This window comes from Rhodanobacter aciditrophus (genome assembly GCF_050026795.1).
Taxonomy (GTDB): Bacteria; Pseudomonadota; Gammaproteobacteria; order Xanthomonadales; family Rhodanobacteraceae; genus Rhodanobacter_A.
In genome coordinates this window covers 817730-838904 of record NZ_JALBWP010000010.1, presented here as the reverse complement: position 1 = coordinate 838904, position 21175 = coordinate 817730, and the positions used below count along the sequence as shown (strand labels likewise).

Sequence of the window (21175 nt, the reverse complement as noted above, 5' to 3'; positions counted from 1 at the left end):
GCGCCGGGTTGCAGCTACCGGGCGGCCCCGCGGCGGTGGACCGCCGAGACCATCACATAGCTGATCACCATCAGCAGCAGCCAGGACCCCAGCTTGGCCAGCGGCACCGGGTGCCAGCCGGCCCGCTGCGCCGGATACAGCCAGGCATGGGTGTAGGTGCCCACGTTCTCGGCGAACCAGATGAACCCGGCTACCAGCACGAAGCCCAGCAGCAGGGGCATCCGTCGGTGCCGGCGGCGGATGCGGAAATGCACCCAGGTCGGCCCGAACAGCCACGCCAGCGCCGCGAACAGCAGCCAGCGGGCATCCGGCAGGAAGTGATGGCTGAAGAAGTTCGCGTAGATCGCCACCGCCAGCGCCACCGTGGCACCGAACGACGGGTGCCGGGTGAAGCGGAAGTCGAACAGCCGCCAGGCCCGGGCGATGTAGCTCCCCACCGAGGCGTACATGAACCCGGTGAACAGCGGCACGCCCCCGAGGTGCAGCACCGAGGGTCCCGGGTAGCTCCACGAGTCCATTGCGGTCTTGAATAGCTCCATCGCCGTGCCGACGGCGTGGAACAGCACGATCACCCGCGCCTCTTCCCGGCTTTCCAGCCCGCTGGCGAGCAGGCCGAGCTGGATCGCGATGGCCGACAGGGTCAGGAAGTCGTAGCGCGACAGCGCCGCATCGGCGGGATACCAGCGCCAGCTCGCCACCAACAGGGCCACCATCAGCCCGCCGAACAGGCAGGCCGAGGCCTGTTTCAGCCCGAAGCACAGGAATTCGTAGGCGAACACGGCCACCCGGCCGGAGCGGGCCGCCCGCCGCGCCAGCTGTACGTCGAGCCACCGCCAGCCGCGCAACGGCCTTGCCCGGCGCGCAGGCGCCTCCATCTTGGGGAGCATCGTCGTCCACCCTGCGGAAAACCCGCAGCGTGGCGGGCCGCAGGGCGGCTCCGCGGGCCCTGCCATGGCAGTGCAAAGGCCGATCGGCGATAATCGGAGGCCTTTTCCCCTTTGTTCCTCACTTGCCGGGCCGCGCGCGAACGCGGCTTGCGGACCGCCTTTCGGGAGCCAGCATGCAGTACATCTACACCATGAACGGGGTGAGCAAGATCGTTCCCCCGAAGCGCCAGATCATCAAGGACATCTCGCTCAGCTTCTTCCCTGGCGCCAAGATCGGCCTGCTGGGCCTGAACGGCGCGGGCAAGTCCACGGTGCTGAAGATCATGGCCGGCGTGGACACCGACTTCCAGGGCGAGGCGCGCCCGCAACCGGGCATCAAGGTGGGCTACCTGGCGCAGGAGCCGGAACTCGACCCCGAGAAGACCGTGCGCGAGGCAGTGGAGGAAGGCGTTTCGGTGATCCTCGACGCGCAGAAGCGCCTGGAGGAGGTCTACGCCGCCTATGCCGAGGACGGCGCGGACTTCGACGCGTTGGCCAAGGAGCAGGAAAAGCTGGAAGGTATCCTGGCCGCCAACGACGCTCATGCGCTGGAGCGCCAGCTGGAAGTGGCCGCCGACGCGCTGCGCCTGCCGCCGTGGGACGCGAAGATCGGCCCGCTCTCCGGCGGCGAGAAGCGTCGCGTGGCGCTGTGTCGCCTGCTGCTGTCCAAGCCCGACATGCTGCTGCTGGACGAGCCCACCAACCATCTGGATGCCGAATCGGTGGACTGGCTGGAGCAGTTCCTGCACGACTACCCCGGCACGGTGGTGGCGGTCACCCATGACCGCTACTTCCTCGACAACGCCGCCGAGTGGATCCTCGAGCTCGACCGCGGCCGCGGCATCCCGTGGAAGGGCAACTACACCGAGTGGCTGGAGCAGAAGGACGCGCGCCTGAAGCAGGAGGCGCAGCAGGAGAAGTCGCGCCAGAAGGCGATCGAGAAGGAGCTGGAGTGGGTGCGCTCGGCCGCCAAGGGCCGGCAGTCCAAGGGCAAGGCGCGCCTGAAGCGTTTCGAGGAGCTGAACTCGGTCGACTACCAGCGCCGCAACGAGACGAACGAGATCTTCATCCCGCCGGGCGAGCGCCTGGGCCAGGAGGTGATCGAGTTCAAGAACGTCAGCAAGGCGTTCGGCGACCGCGTGCTGATCGACGACCTCAGCTTCAAGATCCCGCCGGGCGCGATCGTGGGCGTGATCGGCCCGAACGGCGCGGGCAAGTCCACGCTGATGAAGATGATCATGGGCAAGGAGCAGCCCGACTCCGGCGAGGTGAAGCTGGGCCACACGGTGCAGCTCGCCTACGTCGACCAGTCGCGCGGCGCGCTCGACGACAAGAACAACGTGTGGCAGGAAGTCTCCGGCGGGCTGGACATCCTCACCATCGGCAACTTCGAGATCCAGTCGCGCGCCTACATCGGCCGCTTCAACTTCAAGGGCACCGACCAGCAGAAGATCGTCGGCAACCTGTCCGGCGGCGAACGCGGCCGCCTGCACATGGCCAAGACGCTGCTGCAGGGCGGCAACGTGCTGCTGCTCGACGAGCCATCCAACGACCTCGATGTGGAAACGCTGCGCGCGCTTGAAGACGCGCTGCTGGAGTTCCCCGGCTGCGCGGTGGTGATCTCGCATGACCGTTGGTTCCTCGACCGCATCGCCACCCACATCATCGCCTTCGAAGGCGACTCGCACGTGGAGTTCTTCCCCGGCAACTACAACGAGTACGAAGCCGACAAGAAGCGCCGCCTGGGCGACGAGGCGGCCAGGCCGCACCGGGTGAAATACAAGAAGCTGGCCTGACCAGGCCCGGCATCCCCTCGCCTCCGGGGAGGGGGACGGAGAGAGGCACCGGGCGTGCGGTCAGGCCAGCGGCCGGAGCATCCGGCAAGGGGAGAAGGGCCGCCGTCATGGCTTCCGTGCCGACATCGACGGCGGCGCATCGGCTGGCGCGGCGCCCCAGGCCTTGTTCGGCCGGGGCCCCATCGTCAGCACCAGCGTGGCGCCGCCGGCGATGTCCGCCTGGCTGAACCAGGGACGGTTCCATGGCTTGCCGTTGAGCGTGGCGGACTGGATGTAGAGGTTCTTCGCCGAGTTGTTGCGCGCGACGATCTCGAACACTTTGCCGTTGCCCATGCGCAGGCGCACCCGGTCGAAGAGCGGGCTGCCCAGGATGTAGTCCGGCGTGGACGGATCGACGGGATAGAAGCCCATCGCGCTCAGCACGTACCACGACGAGGTCGAGCCCTGGTCGTCCATGCCCGGATAGCCGTAGCCGCTGGCGTCGCTGCCGTACAGCTCGGCAAGGATGCGCCGCGCCAGCGCCTGCGTCTTCCAGGGCTGGCCGCTCCAGGCGTAGAGGTAGGCCGCCTGCTGGTCCGGCTGGTTGCCCTGCACGTATTGCCCGATCAGGCCGGTGCAGTCGCGGCAGATGCCTTTCGCCGTGTAGGGCGTGGAGAAGAACGCATCGAGCTTGGCATTGAACGCGTCACGCCCGCCAAGCAGGTCGACCAGGCCCTGCACGTCCTGCGGCACCAGCCACAGCGTGGACCAGCCCGAAGCTTCCTTCATCATGAAGTTGTAGTACGGCTCGCCCGGATCGAACGGCGATATCCACTGGCCGTCCGCGGTCTTGCCGCGCATGAAGCCGGTCGACGGATCGAATACGTGGCGGTAGTTCGCCGCGCGGGCCAGGAACATCCGCGCATCGTCCGGCTTGCCCAACCGCTGCGCCATGTCGACCAGGGCGTGGTCGTCCCAGGCGTATTCCAGCGTGGTGGAGACGCCGGCCTTGCCGCCGGCATAGGGCGGGCTGGGATTGCCCGGCGGGACGACGTCGGCGATCCAGCCGTTCTTCTCGTATTCGGCCAGGTAGGGGCGCGGCCCCTTCGGATCGGTCGCGTTCTTGCGTAGCCAGGGATAGACGGCGGCGTAGTCGAACGGAATGCCTCGCCGCCAGGCACCGTCGTACATGAGCACCGCGTGGTCGCCATGGAACGAGGTATCCATGTAGCCCTGCTCTCGCGCACGGTCGAGCTCGGAGCGCATGACGTCCTGCACGAGCTTGGGCTCGAGCAGCATCAGCAGCACGATCTGGTTGCGGCCGGTATCCCAGAACGGCACCGGTCCGTAGCGGTCGTAGGTAGCGACGTGCACCCGGCCATCGGCACCGGTGAAGCGTTCGCCCTTGCGTGCCACCAGGCGCGGGCTGGCGAAAGAGTGGTAGAGCGTCGAGTAGAACAGCATGCGCTGCTTCGGCGTGCCGCCGGTGACTTCGATACGGTCGAGCAACTGCGCCCACGTCTCGTGCGCCCTGGCGCGCACGCGCTCGAAGTTCCAGCCCGGTTCTTCGTCGCCCAACCGCTGTTCGGCTTCCTCTGCGCTGTGGCCGTGGGCGATCTTCACCAGCACCTGTTCGCCAGCCTTGGTGCCGAAGGTGACATAGGCACCTGCGTAACTGCCGGACACCGTGCGCCGGTCCGGTTGCACGTCCGCGTCGCCGATGCCATAGCCCTCGTGGTCGTGGTCCGCGCGGAAGCTGCCGAAGCCGGCGAACGGCCGCGAGAACTCGGCGACGAACCAGGGGCCGGCTGCGTCGGCCGCCGCATCCCTGCCCGCGACGACGCCGCGGATGGTGCGGTCGCCTACCACTTCCACGTCGCCGCCGGCGCGGCGCAGGTTGATGATCACGTTCGATCGATGGCTTGCGGGGAACGTGAAGCGCATCAGGCTGGTGCGCTGCGTCGCCGTGAGCTCGACCCTGGTGTGGAAGGTGGCGAGATCCACCGTGTAGTAACCCGGCGACGCCTTCTCGCTTGCCTTGTCGTAAGCCGACTGCGCATAGTCCGGCGGCACGGTCCAGTCGCCCACCACCGGCATGATCATCGGCGACGCCTGGCCGCCGTAGGTCGAGCCGCCGCCGGTGAAACCGATCATCGTCGGATTGGGGTAGTAGTACGACATGCCGACGCCCGCGGGATAGCTGAGGTCAACGTTGAGGTTGACCGGTGTCGCCTCGGTCGAGCTGTGCGGCAGGCTCGCACCCGGTGAAGTCATGCCCGAATACAGCGGCTCGCCTGGCGGTGGCGCGTTGCCGATCAGCGGCTGCTGATCCAGCGGCGCGGTGCCGACCAGCGGATTGGCTTCGTCGACGGCCTGCGTCGCGTGCTGCGGCGCGGCGCTGTCGCGTGCGTGGCTCACGCCGACGCTCGCCAGCGCGAGTACCGCCAGCGTGGCCACCGAGGCGATGGGCCGTTTGCAGGCCAAGGCGGCGTGATGGCAAAGGCTTGCAGGAGATGGAGGCATGATCCTTTCCGGTATGGACACGAGCGGAGGCACGTCACCAGCCATGCGGGCGGCGACCGGCCTCCTTCTCCCCGCCGGGACGCGGGGAGAAGGAGCGGCTTCCGGCGGACGCGGGCAGTCCGCCGGTCATGCTCAATCGCCGGAACCGAACTTGTACGTGACGCCCATGTAGTACTGGCGCCCGGCATATTCGAACTGGTACAGCCGCGCCGTCGTATCACCGCCCAGGTACGAGCGTGGCTTGGCCTTCGTCAGGTTGATGATCGACGCGGTCAGCATCAGGTGCTTGTTGAACTGGTAGTCGCCGTTCAGATCGACCTGGTGGTAAGGCTCCGTGTAGATCGGCAGGCCGGCGGCAAGCCCCTGCATGGTGCGCCCTGTCCAGTTGCTGGTGGCGCGGAGCAGCAGCCCGTGCTTCTCGTAGAACAGCGACACGTTCGCCGCGTACTTGGCGCTGCCGATCAGCTCCGACTTGCCCACCTGCGTGTCGCCGAGAGAAACCGCGGTCTCGTTGGTCTTGTTGAGCGTGTAGTTGGCGATGTAGCCGAAGCCCGAGTGGAAGGTGTGCTGCGTGTACAGCTCCACGCCCTTGGACGTGCCCGAGCGGCCGTTGGCGTTGGTGCTGTACTGCAGGAAGTTCTCCTGGGTACCACCGACATTCACGTTGATGTTGTTGACGGTGACCGGCACGACGAAGTTCTTCACCTTCTTGTCGAACAGGTCCAGGCCGACCACCGACTCGGGCGCGTAGTACCACTCGCCCGCCACGTCGAACTGCGTGGCGGTGAACGGCTTGAGGTCGGCGTTGGCGCCGCTGCCGTACCAGCCCGGGGGCGGCGCACCGAACTGCTTGCGGTCGTTGTAGTACGCCTGCGTGTTGTTGGTGAGGCTGCCCAGTTCGGCCAGGTCGGTGTAGTTGGCGCGGGCCATCGCCTGCGAGCCGGCGGCGCGCAGCACGAAGTTGTCCGCGAGCGTCCACGCGACGTTGAAGCTGGGCAGCAGCTTGTTGTAGCGCTTGTTGGTGGTGGCGTTGGAATACGTCTGCACCACTGACTGCTCGCGCGGCAGGTACTGGAAATCGCCCGGCGCGCACGGGCCGCCACCGGCGTTCACGCCGCTGGCCGGGCAGATCAGGATGTTGCCGTTCGCGTCGTGGTAGTACACCGCGTTGTTGGTGGTGATCTGGTCGGCGACGGTGAGGTCCTGCTGCGTACTGACGAAGCGCAGGCCCACGTTGCCGCGCAGCGTGCCCGTGTCGAAATTCGCCTGCACGTAGGCCGCCGAGATCTTTTCCTTGATCGTGGACTTGTCTTCGGGGTGGTTGTAGACCACCCGGTCGTAGGTCGAGTTGAGATGGTTGTAGTAGGCCGGGAAATTGATCGCCGGGAAGATGCTGTCGTTGTAGGCCTCGGTGTTGCCATCGAGCATGGTCGGCTCGAGGAAGCCCGCCGGCAGCTGGCCCGCGTTCGGGTCGCAGGTCTGGAACTGCAGCGTGGTGCCCTTGCAGTACCAGCGCAGTTCGTTGTTCTGCTGCTCGGCATTGCTGTCGCGGTACTTCGCGCCGAACTGCAGCGATTGCAGCCAGCCGTTGTCGAAGGCCCAGGTGAAGTCCACCTGGGCGAAGTTCTGCGAATTGCTGGTGTTGACCATGTTGGAGCCCGTCGAGCCGAGGTCCACCTGGCCCTCGCCGGCCAGCATGTTCTGCAGCACGTCCGGCGCGGCCGTGATGGTCGGCCTGCCATTCAGCGTCCAGGCAGCGCCGTTGCTGCCGTCCACCCATTGGCCGTTGACGAAGTTGCGCGGCTTGGCCGCCATGCCCAGCTCGATCGACGGGCCGCCCGTGGCCCAGGTGCGGCCGACGTTGAACGTGCCGCTGAGGTCGCCACCATCGTCCCACTCGCCTTCGAGGTTGATGGTCTGCGATGTGGCCTTCTCGACGGAGTAGTTGCCATTGAGCCACGGGATCTCCGTGGAGCAGACATCCACCGGCTGCCTCTGTGCGCCGGTGCTGGGATTCGTCGTCGCGTTGCAGCCCTGGCCCGGGGGCGGCAGCACGTAGTTCGCACCGGTAACGACGGTGCCCGATGGGTCGAAGGTCAGACCGTTGGGCGCGAGCAGCCGCCCCTGCTGGTCGTTGAAATTGTTGTTGCTGGGCAGGCCCCACTCGGGAACCTCCAGGGTGTTGGTGATCTGGGTCTGCTGCCGCTGGAACCGGAAGTAGTTGCCCGTCAGGAGGAAATGGTCACTGGGCTTGAACTGCATGGTGGCCTGGACGCCCTTGGTCTTCAGGTCCAGCTGGTTCCGGCTGGTGGAGAACTGCTGCGGCATCCAGTAGCCCGAATACTGTCTGCCGGACTGGTCGACCTCGCCGTTGCCCCACAGGTCGATGTTGGAGGCCACGGCGGGGTCGTACTGGTTGCCATGCACATCTGTGGGCGGCTGGGCGCACGTTGCAACGTTGGAGCAGTTGTCGGCCCACCAGTGCCAGCTCGACGCATTGGCCGTGTAGTCGATGTCCCGGCGCTTCTGGTAGGTGCCCGCGAGCAGCACGCCAAAGGTCTGGTCCTTGTTCTTCCATGACCACAACGCCGAGACCTGCGGCGTGATCTTGCCGCTGTTGTCGGAACCCGCGCCGTTGACGGACACGAAGCCGTCGTTCGCCTTCATCTCCAGCGGGCGGCGCGTGCGCAGGTCCACGTTGCCGCCGATGCCACCCTCGTCCAGGCGTGCCTCCTGGCTCTTGTAGAGCTTGATGTCCGAAAACATGTTGGCCGGCATCATCGAGTAGTTGAACGAGCGCGTCAGGCCGGCCGAGGTGTCGGCCGAGGCCACGTAGTTGCCGTTCAATTCGGTCAGCGTCAGCTCGGGCGCGAGGCCGCGGATGCTGACCGTCTTGCCTTCGCCGGATTCGCGGGTGATGACCACGCCGGGCACGTGCGCCAGCGCGTCGGCGATGTTCTTGGCGGGGAACTGCGCGATGTTCTGCGCGTTGATGACCTCGACGATGGCATTGGAATCGCGCTTGTCCTCAAGGTTCTGGTCGATCGACTGGCGATAGCTCGTGACGACCACGCCCGGCAGCAGCACGGACTTTTCGTTCTTGCCGTTCCTTCTCTTGTCTGCCGCCCTTGCCGACACGCCGCCGGATGCCTGCGTATCCCCGGGCGTCCGCGTCGATGGTGGCGTACCGGTTGCGGCGGGCACCACCGCCTGCGCGGCGATGGCCGCTGCGGGCATTCCGAGGCTGCCAAGCGACAGGCACGCCACGGCGAGCGCGGCGGACAGCGGTTTACGGGAAAAAGCATGCGGCAGGTGAGTCATTTTCAGAATCTCCTCTGATATGCGTTTTTCTGGAATCGATGCGGAACGCTCCGTTCGATCGCACGAACCGGATGCGTGATTGCTGGAGGTGTTGCTCCCTACTCTTGAATTGAATCGATCTAAATTTCAATCGAACAGCAGGCGCACTGCTCGTCGTCGACTGACACTTCAGGACCCCGAATGGGTTATTGCGAATGCCCGGATCGAGCACCGTCGAAGCGGCACGTCGACAAGGACACTGTCGGGGCAGGAACACCGCCCACCGGCCCGCGCACACCTGGCGCATGCGGGCGTTTAGTCGCGAAAAAGCCGATGGTTTGCCGTGCTTGCATCGCTCAAGCCCCCATCAACCTGTCAGACAGCGAGCAGTGGCGTCGCGGGCAGCTCGCGCCCACTCACCACACGGCCAAAGCCGCCCCAATCGCCCGCGCCAGCAATGTGACTCGTATCACATTTTACTTGGATCGATCTTAAGACCCCTGCCGCAAACTACACTGCAGGCTCGATATGTCACGCTGCGGTGCAAAACGACGCTGCAGCCGATCGACGGATCTCGCGGCCCACGGCTTCATGCCCGGGTAACGATGGGAACCCGTGTTGATCCCTTAGCTGACAGGCTCCCGCACGCTTCGCACGGCCAGCGGCGCGAAGATGCCGCCTTGCACGGGACGGGCCTGGAAAGCGACGCAGCGGCCGGTGACGGTGCTGTAGAGATCGCAGAATGGCACGCGGTCGGGCGTGCCGTCGGCATAGGCGTAGACGCGGTCGATCAATTCTCGCGCCACCGGCTCATCGGCCAGCCACGCCGCCGTGAACAGCGCCCAGTCGGATTTGGCGTAGCTGTGCGGCACCTGCAGCGGAAGTCCGAAGGCATTGCAATGCTGCCGATACCAGGCCGCCTGCATCGCGCGGATTTCCGCCGGAATCAGGCCAGTCCCGAGCAACGTGTCCGCGAAGCCGTTGTAGAGCGTTCCCCACGTGCCCTCCCCGCCGGCGTCGTGGTAGGTCAGGTCCAGGTGCGGGGCCTGCGGGTCCCTCGCTCGCGCCGCCCAGTACGCGATGTCCTTGCGCGCCCGGTCGCGGTAGTGCGCGGCGTCGTCGTCACGGCCGGCAAGCCCGGCCACCTGCCCCATCGCGGCCAGTGCCACGATGCCCTTCAACGCCAGGTTGACGCTGTGCGCGATGGAGCCGGCGAAGTCGTCCGTCTGGTTCTGGAAGCCCGGGTCGGGCAGGCTCCGCTCCAGGTACTGCGCCCATTTTTCCAGCAGCGGGTAATGGCGCGCAGCGAAGGCACGTGCCTCGGCGCGCGGCGCGCGCTGCAGCCAGGCGGCGATCATGATCAGCATGTCGCCGCTCTCCTCCACCGGCATGTCTTCCTCCCTGCCGTCGTTGTGGCCGGTCGCCAGGGGATAGGCGGAACCGAGGTCGTGCTCGGTGTAGGGCTTGGGCCAGCCGCCCTGTCCGGCATAGTCGAGCAGGGGCAGCAGCAGCATGCGCAGGTAGTCGGGGTCGAGGTACATCCACACGGGCGACGCCGGGTAGAGCACGTCCACGGTGGACACGTTGCCGTCGCTGGAAATCTCCTTCAGGAACGCCCAAGGTGAACCATCCGGCCCCTGCACCAGCTCGGTGCCGCCGTAGGCCTGCCGCAGCGCAAGCACGCACAAACCCTCGTAGCGCTCCCCGCCGACGGCACGCGCATCGCGACTGACGCGCGCATCGAGCGCGTCGGCCCGCTGGCGTGCCGCTGCGGCGTCGCCATGGAAGAAATCCAGCATCGCCTTCCAGTCTGCGAAATGCTTCGTCCACAGCGCACGCAACGGCCGCCCCAGGTAGTTGATGCACTGCTCGCGCACCTGGCCGACCACGAAATCCGCATCTTTCGCCAACGCGCCGCAGGAGCCGAGGTCGACGGCCAAGGCCAGCGCCGGCAGCGACTTGATCGTGCTGCGTGCCGCGGTATTGCTGCCATCGAGCGCACCGTGCCCGGCGAACCGTGTGCGCAGCTTCAGGCGATCGCCCGCCTGCATGCTGGCGCCGTCGCGTGCGGGTGTCGACCAGAGCACATGGCCCCAGGCTGCGAACTCGTGCTGCTCCGCCAGCGGTTGCGGTTTGGCGAGTGCCAGCGTCCAGGTCCGGGCGGTCGACGCATCATCGTGCGCGACCACCACCTCCTGCGCGTCGTCGCCGCTGGCCCAGTCGCCGGTGATCTCCATGTAGACCTGTACCGTGTGGGGCGTGCCGTCCATGCTTCGCGCCGACACGCGGACGTAGCTCATCGGCATGGACTGGCGGCGGCTGTCGCCCGGCTCCACCGGCGAAAGAAACTCCACTGCCAGTTCGACACCGCCGCCCTGCAGGGTGAAGCAGGACCGCGTCGCCGTGATCCGCAGCGCGGTCTGCCGCATGGCGCGCGGAAAGTCTTCCACGGTGGCCTGCTTCCCGTGGTTGCCGTCGGGAACGGCCAGGAGGATCTTGCCGTCGCCCATGAACAACCAGGCCTCGCCATCGATGCGGGCCAGGCCCACCATCCCGGTGGTGCTGCCCTGCCAAAACTGCGGTGAGTTACCGGGCAGCAAGGTCGCCGGCAACCAGGTGCTCAGATAGGGCTGGCGCACCGCCAGGGGCACGGCCGGCGGACGGATCGGCGTCGCCACGGCGAGCTGCGCGGCCATGTCGTCTTCGCCCGCCACCGGTGCGGCGGATGTCGCCCCCATCGCGGCCTTCGCTTCGGCAGGCAGCAGCGCCGAACCGGCGAATGCCAGGCCGGCGATGCCCGAAAGCCGCAGGACGTTGCGGCGCACGGGGTCGACGTCCGCGGAGGCGTCGACGGGAGGCATGCTTTTTTTCGACATGATGAAAGCCTTGGTCGGGGGCGGCACGATCGGCGGAAGATGCAGGAAATGTCCCGATGGATCCGGTACGAGCCTTGGGACCTTAGGTCCGGCAAGGAGCAAATGGAAGGCCAAACATGTCCGACGGCACAATCCTGCCAACCCGTTCGCCTGCCGCGCGTCCGATGCGCTTCGCTTAAACTACCCGACCACTCCCTTGCCCGAGGCCTGCGCCATGCGCTTCCACCACGCCCTGCAACAGCGCTGGCACGAACACGACTCCCTGGTCTGTGTTGGCCTCGATCCGGAACCCGCGAAATTTCCCGCGCATCTTCAAGGCCGCACCGACGCGGTGTTCGAGTTCTGTGTCGCCATCGTCGATGCCACTGCCGACCTCGTCTGCGCGTTCAAGCCGCAGATCGCCCACTTCGCCGCGCTGCGCGCCGAGGAGGCGCTGGAGCGGCTGATCGCGCACATCCACGACCGGCACCCCGGCGTGCCGGTGATCCTCGACGCCAAGCGCGGTGACATCGGCAGCACCGCGCAGCACTACGCCGCCGAGGCCTTCGAGCGCTATCGCGCCGACGCGGTGACGCTCAACCCCTACCTCGGCCGCGATTCCATCGCGCCCTTCCTCGAGCACGCCGACAAGGGCGTGATCCTGCTCTGCCGCACGTCCAACCCCGGCGGCGCCGACTTCCAGGCGCTCGACTGCGGTGGCGCCCCGCTCTACCTGCGCGTGGCCGAAACCGTCGCCCGCGACTGGAACACCAACGGCAACTGCGCCCTGGTCACCGGCGCCACCTGGCCGGAGGAACTGGGTGAGGTGCGCACCCTGGTCGGCGACATGCCCCTGCTGGTGCCCGGCATCGGTGCGCAGGGCGGCGACGTGGCGGCGGTGCTCAGGCACGGCCTCGCCGCCACCGGCGACGGCCTGATGATCTCCTCCTCGCGCGCCATCCTCTACGCCGGCAACGGCGAGGACTTCGCACAGGCTGCGCGCACCGCGGCGCAGGAACTGCGCGACACGATCAACCTGCACCGCTCGCGCACGGGCTGACTGCTCTTCCGTAGGAGCTCGCCCTGTGCGCGATGCGGCTCTTCGCCAAAAGCGTCAATCGCGCACAGGGTGCGCTCCTGCAAAAGCGTGAGCCGCCCACAGACATGCCCAACACCCAGCTCGATCACCGCGCGCACCGGCCTGCATCCGCGCGGCATGCGCTCTGCCTGCTGGCGCACGACGTGCAGCGGCCCGCGAACGTGGGCAGCCTGTTCCGCATCGCCGACGCGTTGGGCCTGGAAAAGCTCTACCTCACCGGCCGCTGCTGCACGCCGGCGCATCCGAAGGCCCGCAAGGCCGCGCGCACCACCGAGCAGCGCATGCCCTACGTCCAGGCCGGCGATCCGCTGCCGGTCGTGGCGGCGCTGAAGCAGGCCGGCTACCGCATCGTCAGCCTCGAAATCAGCTCGACCAGCATCGACCTTGCCGAACTCCCGGTCGCGCCCGGCGACCGCATCTGTCTGGTCCTCGGCAACGAGAGCGCCGGCGTCTGCCAGCCGCTGCTGGACGCCTCGGACGCCACCGTGCACATCCCCATGTGCGGCGCGAACTCCTCGATGAACGTCGCCAGCGCCTGCGCCATCGCCACCTACGTCATCACGGGCAAGCTGCGATAACCCCGCTTTGGCGCCCCGCGCGCCGCCACGTACAATGGCCGTTTCGCCACCCGAACCGCGTGCCGCCTGCGGCGCGCCATCGCGAGTCCCCATGGAAAAGAGCTTCGAACCCGCCCAGATCGAGTCGACGTGGTACGCCCGCTGGGAAGCCAGCGGCGCGTTCAGGCCGTCGGGCCAGGGCGAGCCCTACTGCATCCTGCTGCCGCCGCCGAACGTCACCGGCACCCTGCACATGGGCCATGCCTTCCAGCAGACCGTGATGGACATGCTGGTGCGCTACCAGCGCATGCGCGGCAGGAACGTACTGTGGCAGGTGGGCACCGACCACGCGGGCATCGCCACCCAGAAGATCGTGGAGAACCAGCTTGCCGCCGAAGGCAGGACGCGCCACGACCTCGGCCGCGAGCCGTTCGTGGAGCGCGTGTGGCGCTGGAAGGAGGAATCCGGCTCCACCATCACGAACCAGATGCGCCGCATCGGCGCCGCCGCCGACTGGTCGCGCGAGCGCTTCACCATGGACGAAGGCCTCTCCGCCGCGGTGCGCAAGGTGTTCGTGGAGTGGTACCGCGCCGGCCTGATCTACCGCGGCAACCGCCTGGTGAACTGGGACCCGGTGCTGGGCACCGCTGTCTCCGACCTCGAGGTGAACAACGTGGAGCGCGACGGCCACCTGTGGTCGATCCGCTATCCGGTCGCCGGCAGCGACGAGTCGCTGGTGGTCGCCACCACGCGCCCGGAGACCATGCTGGGCGACGTGGCCGTGGCCGTGCATCCCGAGGACGAGCGCTATGCGCACCTCGTCGGCAAGACGCTGAAGCTGCCGCTGAGCGGCCGCGAGATCCCGGTGATCGCCGACGATTACGTCGACCGCGAATTCGGCACCGGCTGCGTGAAGATAACCCCGGCACACGATTTCAACGACTACGCCATCGGCCAGCGGCATTTGCTTGAGCCATTCAATATCTTCACCCTTGATGCGCGAGTCATTGGCGCTGTTGGCAATTCGTTCGACGCACAGAAAAAGAGCCACGACTATCGCGCGCCGACCGCAGAGGGAAGCACCGTCACCAAACGTGCCTCATCGAGATATTCGGAGGCAGACATTCCCGAAGCGTATCGCGGCCTTGATCGCTATGAAGCTCGTAAAGCAATCCTGGCCGACCTCGAAGCTGCCGGCCTGCTGGTCGAGACGAAGAACCACAAGCTGCAGGTACCGGTGAGCCAACGCTCGGACGCGGTGATCGAGCCGATGCTCACCGACCAGTGGTTCGTCGACCTTACTTCGGATGTCCAGGCGGACGGCCGTCCCGGCGGCCGCAAGGCGATCACGGAGCCGGCGCTGGACGCCGTGCGCTCCGGCGAGATCCGGTTCGTGCCGGAGAACTGGACCACCACCTACACGCAGTGGCTGGAGAACATCCAGGACTGGTGCATCAGCCGCCAGCTCTGGTGGGGCCACCGCATCCCGGCGTGGTACGACGAGGCAGGCAACCTCTTCGTGGGCGAGGACGAGGCCGACGCGCGGGCGCATGCCGCTGTCGCGCCGATCGGCACGCTCAAGCAGGACGAGGACGTGCTCGACACCTGGTTCTCCTCCGCGCTGTGGCCGTTCTCCACGCTGGGCTGGCCGGCCAGCGGTCCGGTGAAGAACGAGCGCGGCGAGATCGTCGCCAACTGGCAGGCCGACAGGATCTTCCTGCCCAGCGCCGTGCTGGTCACCGGCTTCGACATCATCTTCTTCTGGGTCGCGCGCATGGTGATGGCGACCAGGTACTTCACCGGCCAGGTGCCGTTCCGCGAGGTGTACATCAACGCCATCGTGCGCGACGCCGAAGGCCAGAAGATGTCCAAGTCCAAGGGCAACACGCTGGACCCGCTGGACCTGATCGACGGCATCGCGCTGGAGCCGCTGGTGGAGAAGTCCACCAGGTCGCTGCTGATCCCGCAGGTGCGCGAGAAGGTGGAGAAGCGCATCCGCAAGGAATACCCCGAGGGCATCAAGGCGATCGGCACCGACGCGCTGCGCTTCACCTTCGCCGCGCTGGCCAGCTACAGCCGCACCATCAACTTCGACCTGAAACGCGCCGAGGGCTACAAGGCGTTCTGCAACAAGCTGTGGAACGCCGCCCGCTTCGTGCTGATGAACGTGGCCGACGAGCCCCTCTCTCCCCGGGAGAGGGGCTGGGGTGAGGGTTCGTCCAGCGCGTCCGCTGCCGGAAGTGCCGAACCCTCATCCGTCGCTTCGCGTCACCTTCTCCCCGAGGGAGAAGGAAAAGCCCCCGCCACCGAGGCCGAGCGCTGGATCCTCACCCGTCTCGGGCGGACGCTGGCCGAGGTGGAACAGCACTTCGCCTCGTACCGCTTCGACCACCTGGCGCAGGCGCTGTACGAGTTCGTGTGGAACGAATACTGCGACTGGTTCCTTGAGCTGTCGAAGCCCGCGCTCAATGGCGACGACGCACAAGCCGCCGCGTCCACGCGCCACACGCTGCTGGTGGTGCTGGAAGCGGTGCTGCGCGCGCTGCATCCGGTGATCCCGTTCATCACCGAGGAGATCTACCAGAACGTGGCGGAGGTGCTTGTGCGCTCCTCCCTGAGCGCAAGGAACAGCCCGGCATCCCTGCCGGACTCTTCAACAAGGAGCATCCTCCAGTCCACGTACCCGCAGGCCGCCGACTTCGCGCCGGACGATGCCGCGACCGCCGAGATCGAGTGGTTCAAGGCGGTGCTCTCGGGCATCCGCAGGATCCGCTCGGAGATGAACATCGCGCCGGGCAAGACCATCCCGCTGCTGCTCGCCGGCGGCGACGCCATGGATCGCACGCGCACCGCGAAGTTCGCCGCGCAGATCGCGTTCCTCGCCCGCACCGAGGCGCCGCAATGGATCGAGCCGGGCGCGCCGGAGCCTGCCGCCGCGGCCGCCGTGGTGGGTTCGCTGCGCGTGCTGATCCCGCTGGCCGGACTGATCGACCTCGGCGCCGAGCGGACACGCCTCGCCAAGGAAATCGCCCGCGTCGAAGGCGAGATCAGGAAATGCGAGGGCAAGCTGGGCAACGCGAACTTCGTGGCCAACGCCCCGGCCGAGGTGGTGGCGCAGGAGCGCCAGCGCATCGTGGACTGGAACACCCAGCTCGCGGCGATGCGGGAGCAGGCGGCGAAGCTGGGAGGCTGAGCAGCTTTGCCCCTCTCCCCCTCGGGACGCGGGGAAGGGCCATGGATGGTCCTGCGTTGAGGAGCAAGGAAGAAGGGCTGGGGGAGGGGGCGCTTTTCGCACCGAGCAGCAGGAGCAGAAGCGCCCCTTGCCTGTTTCTCGATATCGCCTACGGCGATATCGAGGCGGCCATATCGAACGCCATCACGATCGCATCCTCGCGCCCGTCCTTCGCGGGGTAATAGCGCGGGCGGCGGCCGATCTCGCGGAAACCCGCCGATTCGTACAGCGCCTTGGCCAGCGGGTTCGAGGGCCGCACTTCCAGGAACACGCGCTGCGCGCCGCTCCAGCGCGACACGTCCAGCAGGCGGCCCAGCAGATGCCGGCCCAGCCCGCGGCCGCGATACGCGGAGGCGATGCAGATGTTGAGCACATGCGCCTCGCCCGCGCCGATCGACAGGATGCCGTAGCCGGCCACGACCTCGTCCACGCATAGCACCCAGCAGGGATGCCCCGCCTTGAGGCAATCGGCGAAGATGCCCCGCGTCCACGGGAAATCGTAGGAGGCCTGCTCCACCGCCGCGACCACATCCAGATCGTCCATGCGCATCAGGCGCATATGGCTGGCCGGCCGGGCAACCGCGACCATGGCGCTCAGTGCCCCTTGGCGGCCAGGCTGCGGCGCAGGGTGCGCAGCGCGATCCACAGCCGCCGCTTGGCGGCCGAGTCCCCCAGCAGGCGGGCCGGTTCGTCCACCAGCACGATCTGCGCCTGCGCGGTGACCTGCATCGGCAGGCTGCGCCCCAGCGCGTGCGCCTGCGCCTCGCCGCAGGCGAGGTAGGCCCGCGCCTGCGGTACCGCGACCTCCACTCCGGGCTGCACCCGTACACGCCCGGCGCGCGCCAGTGCGGTGCCGGCGCAGTTCAGCGCGCGGCCCAGGAGGTCCAGCTCGCGCGTACCGCAGGCCGCAGGCAGCAGCACCACGCAGTCGGCGCCGGCGACGGCCGGCAGCGGTTCGTCGGCCGCCGCCGGCATCGCGCCGTCCGTCGTCGCCTGCCGGCGTTGCCATGGCGTCAGGCCCAGCGCGCGCAGCACGCGGGCACGATGCACGGCGACGGGCGCGGCGGCCGGCATGTTCACGCCCCGCTCCCGCGCCGGGCGCGCCGGCGATGCGCGGCCAGCCCCCACAGGGTCAGTACCGGGCCGGAAAGCAGGTAGACCGTGAAGCCGGCCAGCAGCACGCGCGGCGGGTCGAGGTAGAGCAGCACGAGGATCAGCAGCGCCGCCACGATCCACACGAAGGGCACGCGCTGGCGGTCGCCCAGCGGCAGCGACTTGAAGCTGAAATAGCGGAAGCGGCTGACCATCAGGAGGCCGGCGATCGCCGCGATCCACGGCGTGACGAAACACAACTCGCTGCCCGCCACCTCCGACTTGTCCATGCTCCACACGAAGGACATGCACACCGCCGCCGCGGCCGGGCTGGCCAGGCCCTGGAAATAGCGCTTGTCGGCGACGCCCACCTGGGTGTTGAAGCGCGCCAGCCGCAACGCGGCACAGGCAGCGTAGATGAATGCGGCGGCCCAGCCCAGCTTGCCCCACAGCGGGCCGAAGTCGCGCAGCGTGGACAGCGACCAGGTGTACATCACCAGCGCCGGCGCCAGCCCGAAGCTCACCAGGTCCGACAACGAGTCGTACTGCACGCCGAACTCGCTCTGCGTGCCGGTGAGCCGCGCCACCCGGCCGTCCATGCCGTCCAGCAGCGCGGCGACGAACACCGCCACCGCCGCGTCGCCATAGCGGCCGCCGATGCTGGCGATGATGGCGTAGAAGCCGGCGAACATCGCCCCGGTGGTGAACAGGTTCGGCAGCAGGTAGATGCCGCGATGCCGGGGCGGGCGTACGGGCAGGGAGTCGCTCATGGATCAATCCGTGACAGGATGCGCGCAGTGTAAACCATGATCCGCTTGAGTCCGGGCGGCGCGGGCGCTTAACTAGTGCACCGTGTCGGGCAGTGCGCCCGGCCGCCTTCCGCGCCTGCCTGGAGAATCCCATGTCCCGCTCGCTGATCGTCCTGGCGCTGCTGCTGGTCGCCCCGCTCGCCGCCGCCCAGCAAATCTACAAGTGGACGGACGCCAAGGGCACGGTGCACTACTCGCAGTCCGCGCCGCCCGAAGGCACCCGCTTCCAGCAGGTGAAGCTGGCCGGCGGCGTGGAGTCCGCCGACGCACCGGCAGCACAGCCGAACACCGAATCCGCGTCGGCCCCGGCCGACGCCCCCGCCCCGGCCGCCCCGGTGGCCGACACCCCCGCCAATCGCGCCAGGCTGTGCGCCACGCTGAAGGCCAACCTCGCCACCCTGCAGGGCAGCGGCCCCGTGGTGATGCAGCAGGGCGGCAAACCCGCCGTGCTCAGCGACGCCCAGCGCCAGCAGCAGGTCGCCACCGCGAACGCGCAGTACCGGCAGTACTGCGGATCGAACTGAGGGCGAGCCGCCGCCGCGGACACGCCCCGGAAGCGGCCTGGGCCGCGCCGGATTTCCCGGAACGGCATCGGCCATGCCCGTGCGCGGAACCGCCAGGCGATTCCGCAGGCGCGGTTCCGCACACCGCTATAATCCGGCTCTTTCAACGCCGGAACCCGCCTGCATGCGCCTCAGCCAATTCCATCTGGCCACCGTCAAGGAAGTGCCCGCCGACGCCGAGATCGCCAGCCACCAGCTGATGCTGCGCGCCGGCATGATCCGCAAGCTCGCCTCCGGCCTCTACACCTGGTCGCCGCTGGGCCTGCGCGTGCTGCGCAAGGTGGAGAACGTGGTGCGCGAGGAAATGAACCGCGCCGGCGCCATCGAAATGCTGATGCCCACGATCCAGCCGCGCGAGCTGTGGGAAGAAACCGGCCGCTGGCAGAAATTCGGCCCGCAATTGCTGAAGATCAGGGACCGCAAGGAGCAGGAATTCTGCTACGCGCCCACCGCCGAGGAAGTCATCACCGATTACGCCCGCAACGAGCTCAACAGCTACAAGCAGCTGCCGGTCAACTTCTACCAGATCCAGACCAAGTTCCGCGACGAGATCCGCCCGCGTTTCGGTGTGATGCGTGCGCGCGAATTCCTGATGAAGGACGCCTATTCGTTCCACCTCACGCAGGATTCGCTGGCGGCCACCTATCAGGCGATGTACGACGCTTATGCGCGCATTTTCAGCCGGCTCGGCCTGGAGTTCCGCGCAGTGCAGGCCGACACCGGCGCGATCGGCGGCAATGCCAGCCACGAATTCCAGGTACTGGCCGATTCGGGCGAGGACGCGATCGTGTTTTCCGACGGCTCCGATTACGCGGCGAATGTCGAAAAGGCCGAAGCCCTTGCACCGGATATGCAACGCCCTGCCCCCGCCGCCGCATTGCAGCGCGTGGATACGCCCAATCAGAAAACCATCGGCGAAGTCAGTGCCTTCCTCAAGGTTGCACCGGCGCAATGCGTGAAAACCCTGCTGGCGAAGGGCCGCGAGGGACTGGTGGCGCTGTGCCTGCGCGGCGACCACGATCTCAACGAAATCAAGGCCGGCAAGCTGGCGGAATTGCCCGATGAATTCGTGCTCGCGAGCGAGGAGGAAATCCTCGCCGCCACCGGCGCCCGTCCCGGCTTCATCGGTCCGGCCGGTCTGCCCGACGCGATCCCGGTGATCGTGGACCGCAGTGCGGCGGTGCTGGCCGACTTCGTCTGCGGCGGCAACCGGGACGGCACCCACCACACCGGCGCGAACTGGGAGCGCGACGCCCGCATCACCCGTGTCGAGGACATTCGCCAGGTGGTCGAGGGCGATCCTTCGCCGGACGGCAAGGGCACGCTGCACCTGGCCCGCGGCATCGAGGTGGGGCACGTGTTCCAGCTGGGCGGCAGGTACGCCGAGGCGCTGGGCGCCACCGTGCTGGACGACCAGGGCAAGGCGCAGGTGATGCTGATGGGCTGCTACGGCATCGGCATCAGCCGCATCGTGGCGGCCGCCATCGAGCAGTGCCACGACGACGCCGGCATCGTCTGGCCGGAATCGATGGCGCCGTGGCGCGCGGCGGTATGCGTGATCAATCCCAAGGGCAATCCGGAAATCGCCGCCGCCGCCGAGTCGCTGTACGCGGAACTCTCCGCGCGCGGCGTGGAGACCGTGCTGGACGACCGCGGCCTGCGCCCCGGCGCGATGTTCGCCGACATGGAGCTGCTCGGCATCCCGCACCGGGTGGTGGTCAGTGAACGCGGGCTTGCCGCCGGCACGCTGGAATACCGCGCCCGCCGCGAGGCCGAAAGCCGCGCCGTGACCCGCGACGAGCTGCTGGCCCTGCTCGACTGATATTCCTTGCCATGGACACGACAAGCGGCCGCCATGCGCGGCCGTTTGTTTTCATGCGCAAATGCCGTATTCCACTGATTATCACGCGCAATGGACATTTCGAATGCCGGCTGCCGTGCAATGGCTTTTGTGAAATCCGGCGCTTTGCAAGTACAGGTTATTTGGGTGAGAATGACAGCCGCACCGAGATGCCACGCGCCGTGCAGCGTCCGGGCCACCACATAATTCTCATCGTTACGGGAGTCTCCGATGGCCATCGATATCAAGAATCTCAACCACAACCAGCTCAATGACCTGATCAGCAAGGCGCAGTCGCGCCAGAGCGAGCTGCGCAAGGAAAAGGTGGGCAAGCTGCGCGAAAAGATCCATGCGCTGATCAAGGCCGAGGGTTACAGCTTCGACGACATTTTCGGCGGCGCCCGCGGCAAGCGCCGCAGCGGCGGCACGGTGGCGCCGAAATACCGCAATCCGGCGAATGCCGAACAGACATGGTCGGGCCGCGGCAAGCGCCCGCGCTGGTTCAACGACGCGCTGAAGGCCGGCAAGAAGGAAAAGGATCTGCTGATCTGATTCGATGCTTTGCGCTCATCCTTGTTCGCGAAGTATCGAATGGATGGCCATT

Annotated in this window: 14 protein-coding genes; 7 read left to right on the top strand and 7 right to left on the bottom strand. The window is 67.4% G+C overall.

The genetic code is table 11. The annotated features are described in order from the left end of the window. Positions 1-14: 14 nt before the first annotated feature. Positions 15-887 (bottom strand): DUF817 domain-containing protein, encoded by an 873-nt coding sequence (locus ACQGNW_RS08585; RefSeq protein ID WP_426662700.1) that lies wholly within the window; start codon positions 885-887, stop codon positions 15-17. A 173-nt stretch (positions 888-1060) separates the two neighbouring features. Between ACQGNW_RS08585 and ettA the strand changes: the two genes are divergently transcribed. Beyond that, the gene (gene ettA / locus ACQGNW_RS08580) at positions 1061-2722 is read left to right on the top strand and encodes an energy-dependent translational throttle protein EttA (protein WP_426662699.1); all 1662 of its coding nucleotides are present in this window, start codon (positions 1061-1063) and stop codon (positions 2720-2722) included. Between the two features lie 105 nt (positions 2723-2827). Here ettA and ACQGNW_RS08575 read toward each other — a convergent pair whose 3' ends face one another. The 3 genes from ACQGNW_RS08575 to ACQGNW_RS08565 form a co-directional block, all read right to left on the bottom strand. Further along, positions 2828-5224, bottom strand: a complete 2397-nt coding sequence (locus tag ACQGNW_RS08575) for a GH92 family glycosyl hydrolase (protein WP_426662698.1) — start codon at positions 5222-5224, stop codon at positions 2828-2830. Positions 5225-5356: 132 nt separating this feature from the next. Further along, positions 5357-8545 carry a TonB-dependent receptor gene (locus tag ACQGNW_RS08570; protein ID WP_426662697.1) on the bottom strand — a complete coding sequence of 1063 codons (3189 nt, stop codon included), beginning with the start codon at positions 8543-8545 and terminating at the stop codon, positions 5357-5359. A 605-nt stretch (positions 8546-9150) separates the two neighbouring features. Next, entirely contained in the window at positions 9151-11385 is a 2235-nt protein-coding gene (locus ACQGNW_RS08565) for a glutaminase family protein (RefSeq protein WP_426662696.1), read from the bottom strand. A 229-nt stretch (positions 11386-11614) separates the two neighbouring features. Between ACQGNW_RS08565 and pyrF the strand changes: the two genes are divergently transcribed. From pyrF to ACQGNW_RS08550, 3 genes are all read left to right on the top strand, one after another. Next, positions 11615-12439 carry an orotidine-5'-phosphate decarboxylase gene (gene pyrF, locus ACQGNW_RS08560; RefSeq protein ID WP_426662695.1) on the top strand — a complete coding sequence of 275 codons (825 nt, stop codon included), beginning with the start codon at positions 11615-11617 and terminating at the stop codon, positions 12437-12439. Positions 12440-12543: 104 nt separating this feature from the next. Beyond that, positions 12544-13056, top strand: coding sequence for a TrmH family RNA methyltransferase (locus tag ACQGNW_RS08555; RefSeq protein ID WP_426662694.1), 513 nt, complete (start codon positions 12544-12546; stop codon positions 13054-13056). A 91-nt stretch (positions 13057-13147) separates the two neighbouring features. Continuing rightward, complete coding sequence (locus ACQGNW_RS08550; RefSeq protein WP_426662693.1) at positions 13148-16228, top strand: valine--tRNA ligase; 3081 nt, start codon at positions 13148-13150, stop codon at positions 16226-16228. Positions 16229-16376: 148 nt separating this feature from the next. Here ACQGNW_RS08550 and rimI read toward each other — a convergent pair whose 3' ends face one another. Genes rimI through ACQGNW_RS08535 form a run of 3 tightly spaced genes read right to left on the bottom strand, consistent with a single transcriptional unit; the run spans position 16377 to position 18129 of the window. Further along, positions 16377-16856: a ribosomal protein S18-alanine N-acetyltransferase gene (rimI, locus tag ACQGNW_RS08545; protein WP_426662692.1), complete on the bottom strand. Its 480-nt coding sequence runs from the start codon at positions 16854-16856 to the stop codon at positions 16377-16379. A 5-nt stretch (positions 16857-16861) separates the two neighbouring features. Then, positions 16862-17341 (bottom strand): hypothetical protein, encoded by a 480-nt coding sequence (locus tag ACQGNW_RS08540; protein ID WP_426662747.1) that lies wholly within the window; start codon positions 17339-17341, stop codon positions 16862-16864. Between the two features lie 2 nt (positions 17342-17343). Next, a complete protein-coding gene (locus ACQGNW_RS08535; RefSeq protein ID WP_426662691.1) occupies positions 17344-18129 on the bottom strand; it encodes a CDP-alcohol phosphatidyltransferase family protein in 786 nt (261 codons plus the stop codon). 131 nt (positions 18130-18260) lie between these two features. Between ACQGNW_RS08535 and ACQGNW_RS08530 the strand changes: the two genes are divergently transcribed. The 3 genes from ACQGNW_RS08530 to ACQGNW_RS08520 all read left to right on the top strand — a co-directional run bounded on the left by ACQGNW_RS08530 (position 18261) and on the right by ACQGNW_RS08520 (position 21123). Next, a complete protein-coding gene (locus tag ACQGNW_RS08530; protein ID WP_426662690.1) occupies positions 18261-18692 on the top strand; it encodes a DUF4124 domain-containing protein in 432 nt (143 codons plus the stop codon). Positions 18693-18855: 163 nt separating this feature from the next. Then, positions 18856-20553, top strand: coding sequence for a proline--tRNA ligase (locus ACQGNW_RS08525; protein ID WP_426662689.1), 1698 nt, complete (start codon positions 18856-18858; stop codon positions 20551-20553). A 249-nt stretch (positions 20554-20802) separates the two neighbouring features. Next, entirely contained in the window at positions 20803-21123 is a 321-nt protein-coding gene (locus tag ACQGNW_RS08520; RefSeq protein ID WP_426662688.1) for an H-NS histone family protein, read from the top strand. Positions 21124-21175 lie beyond the last annotated feature (52 nt).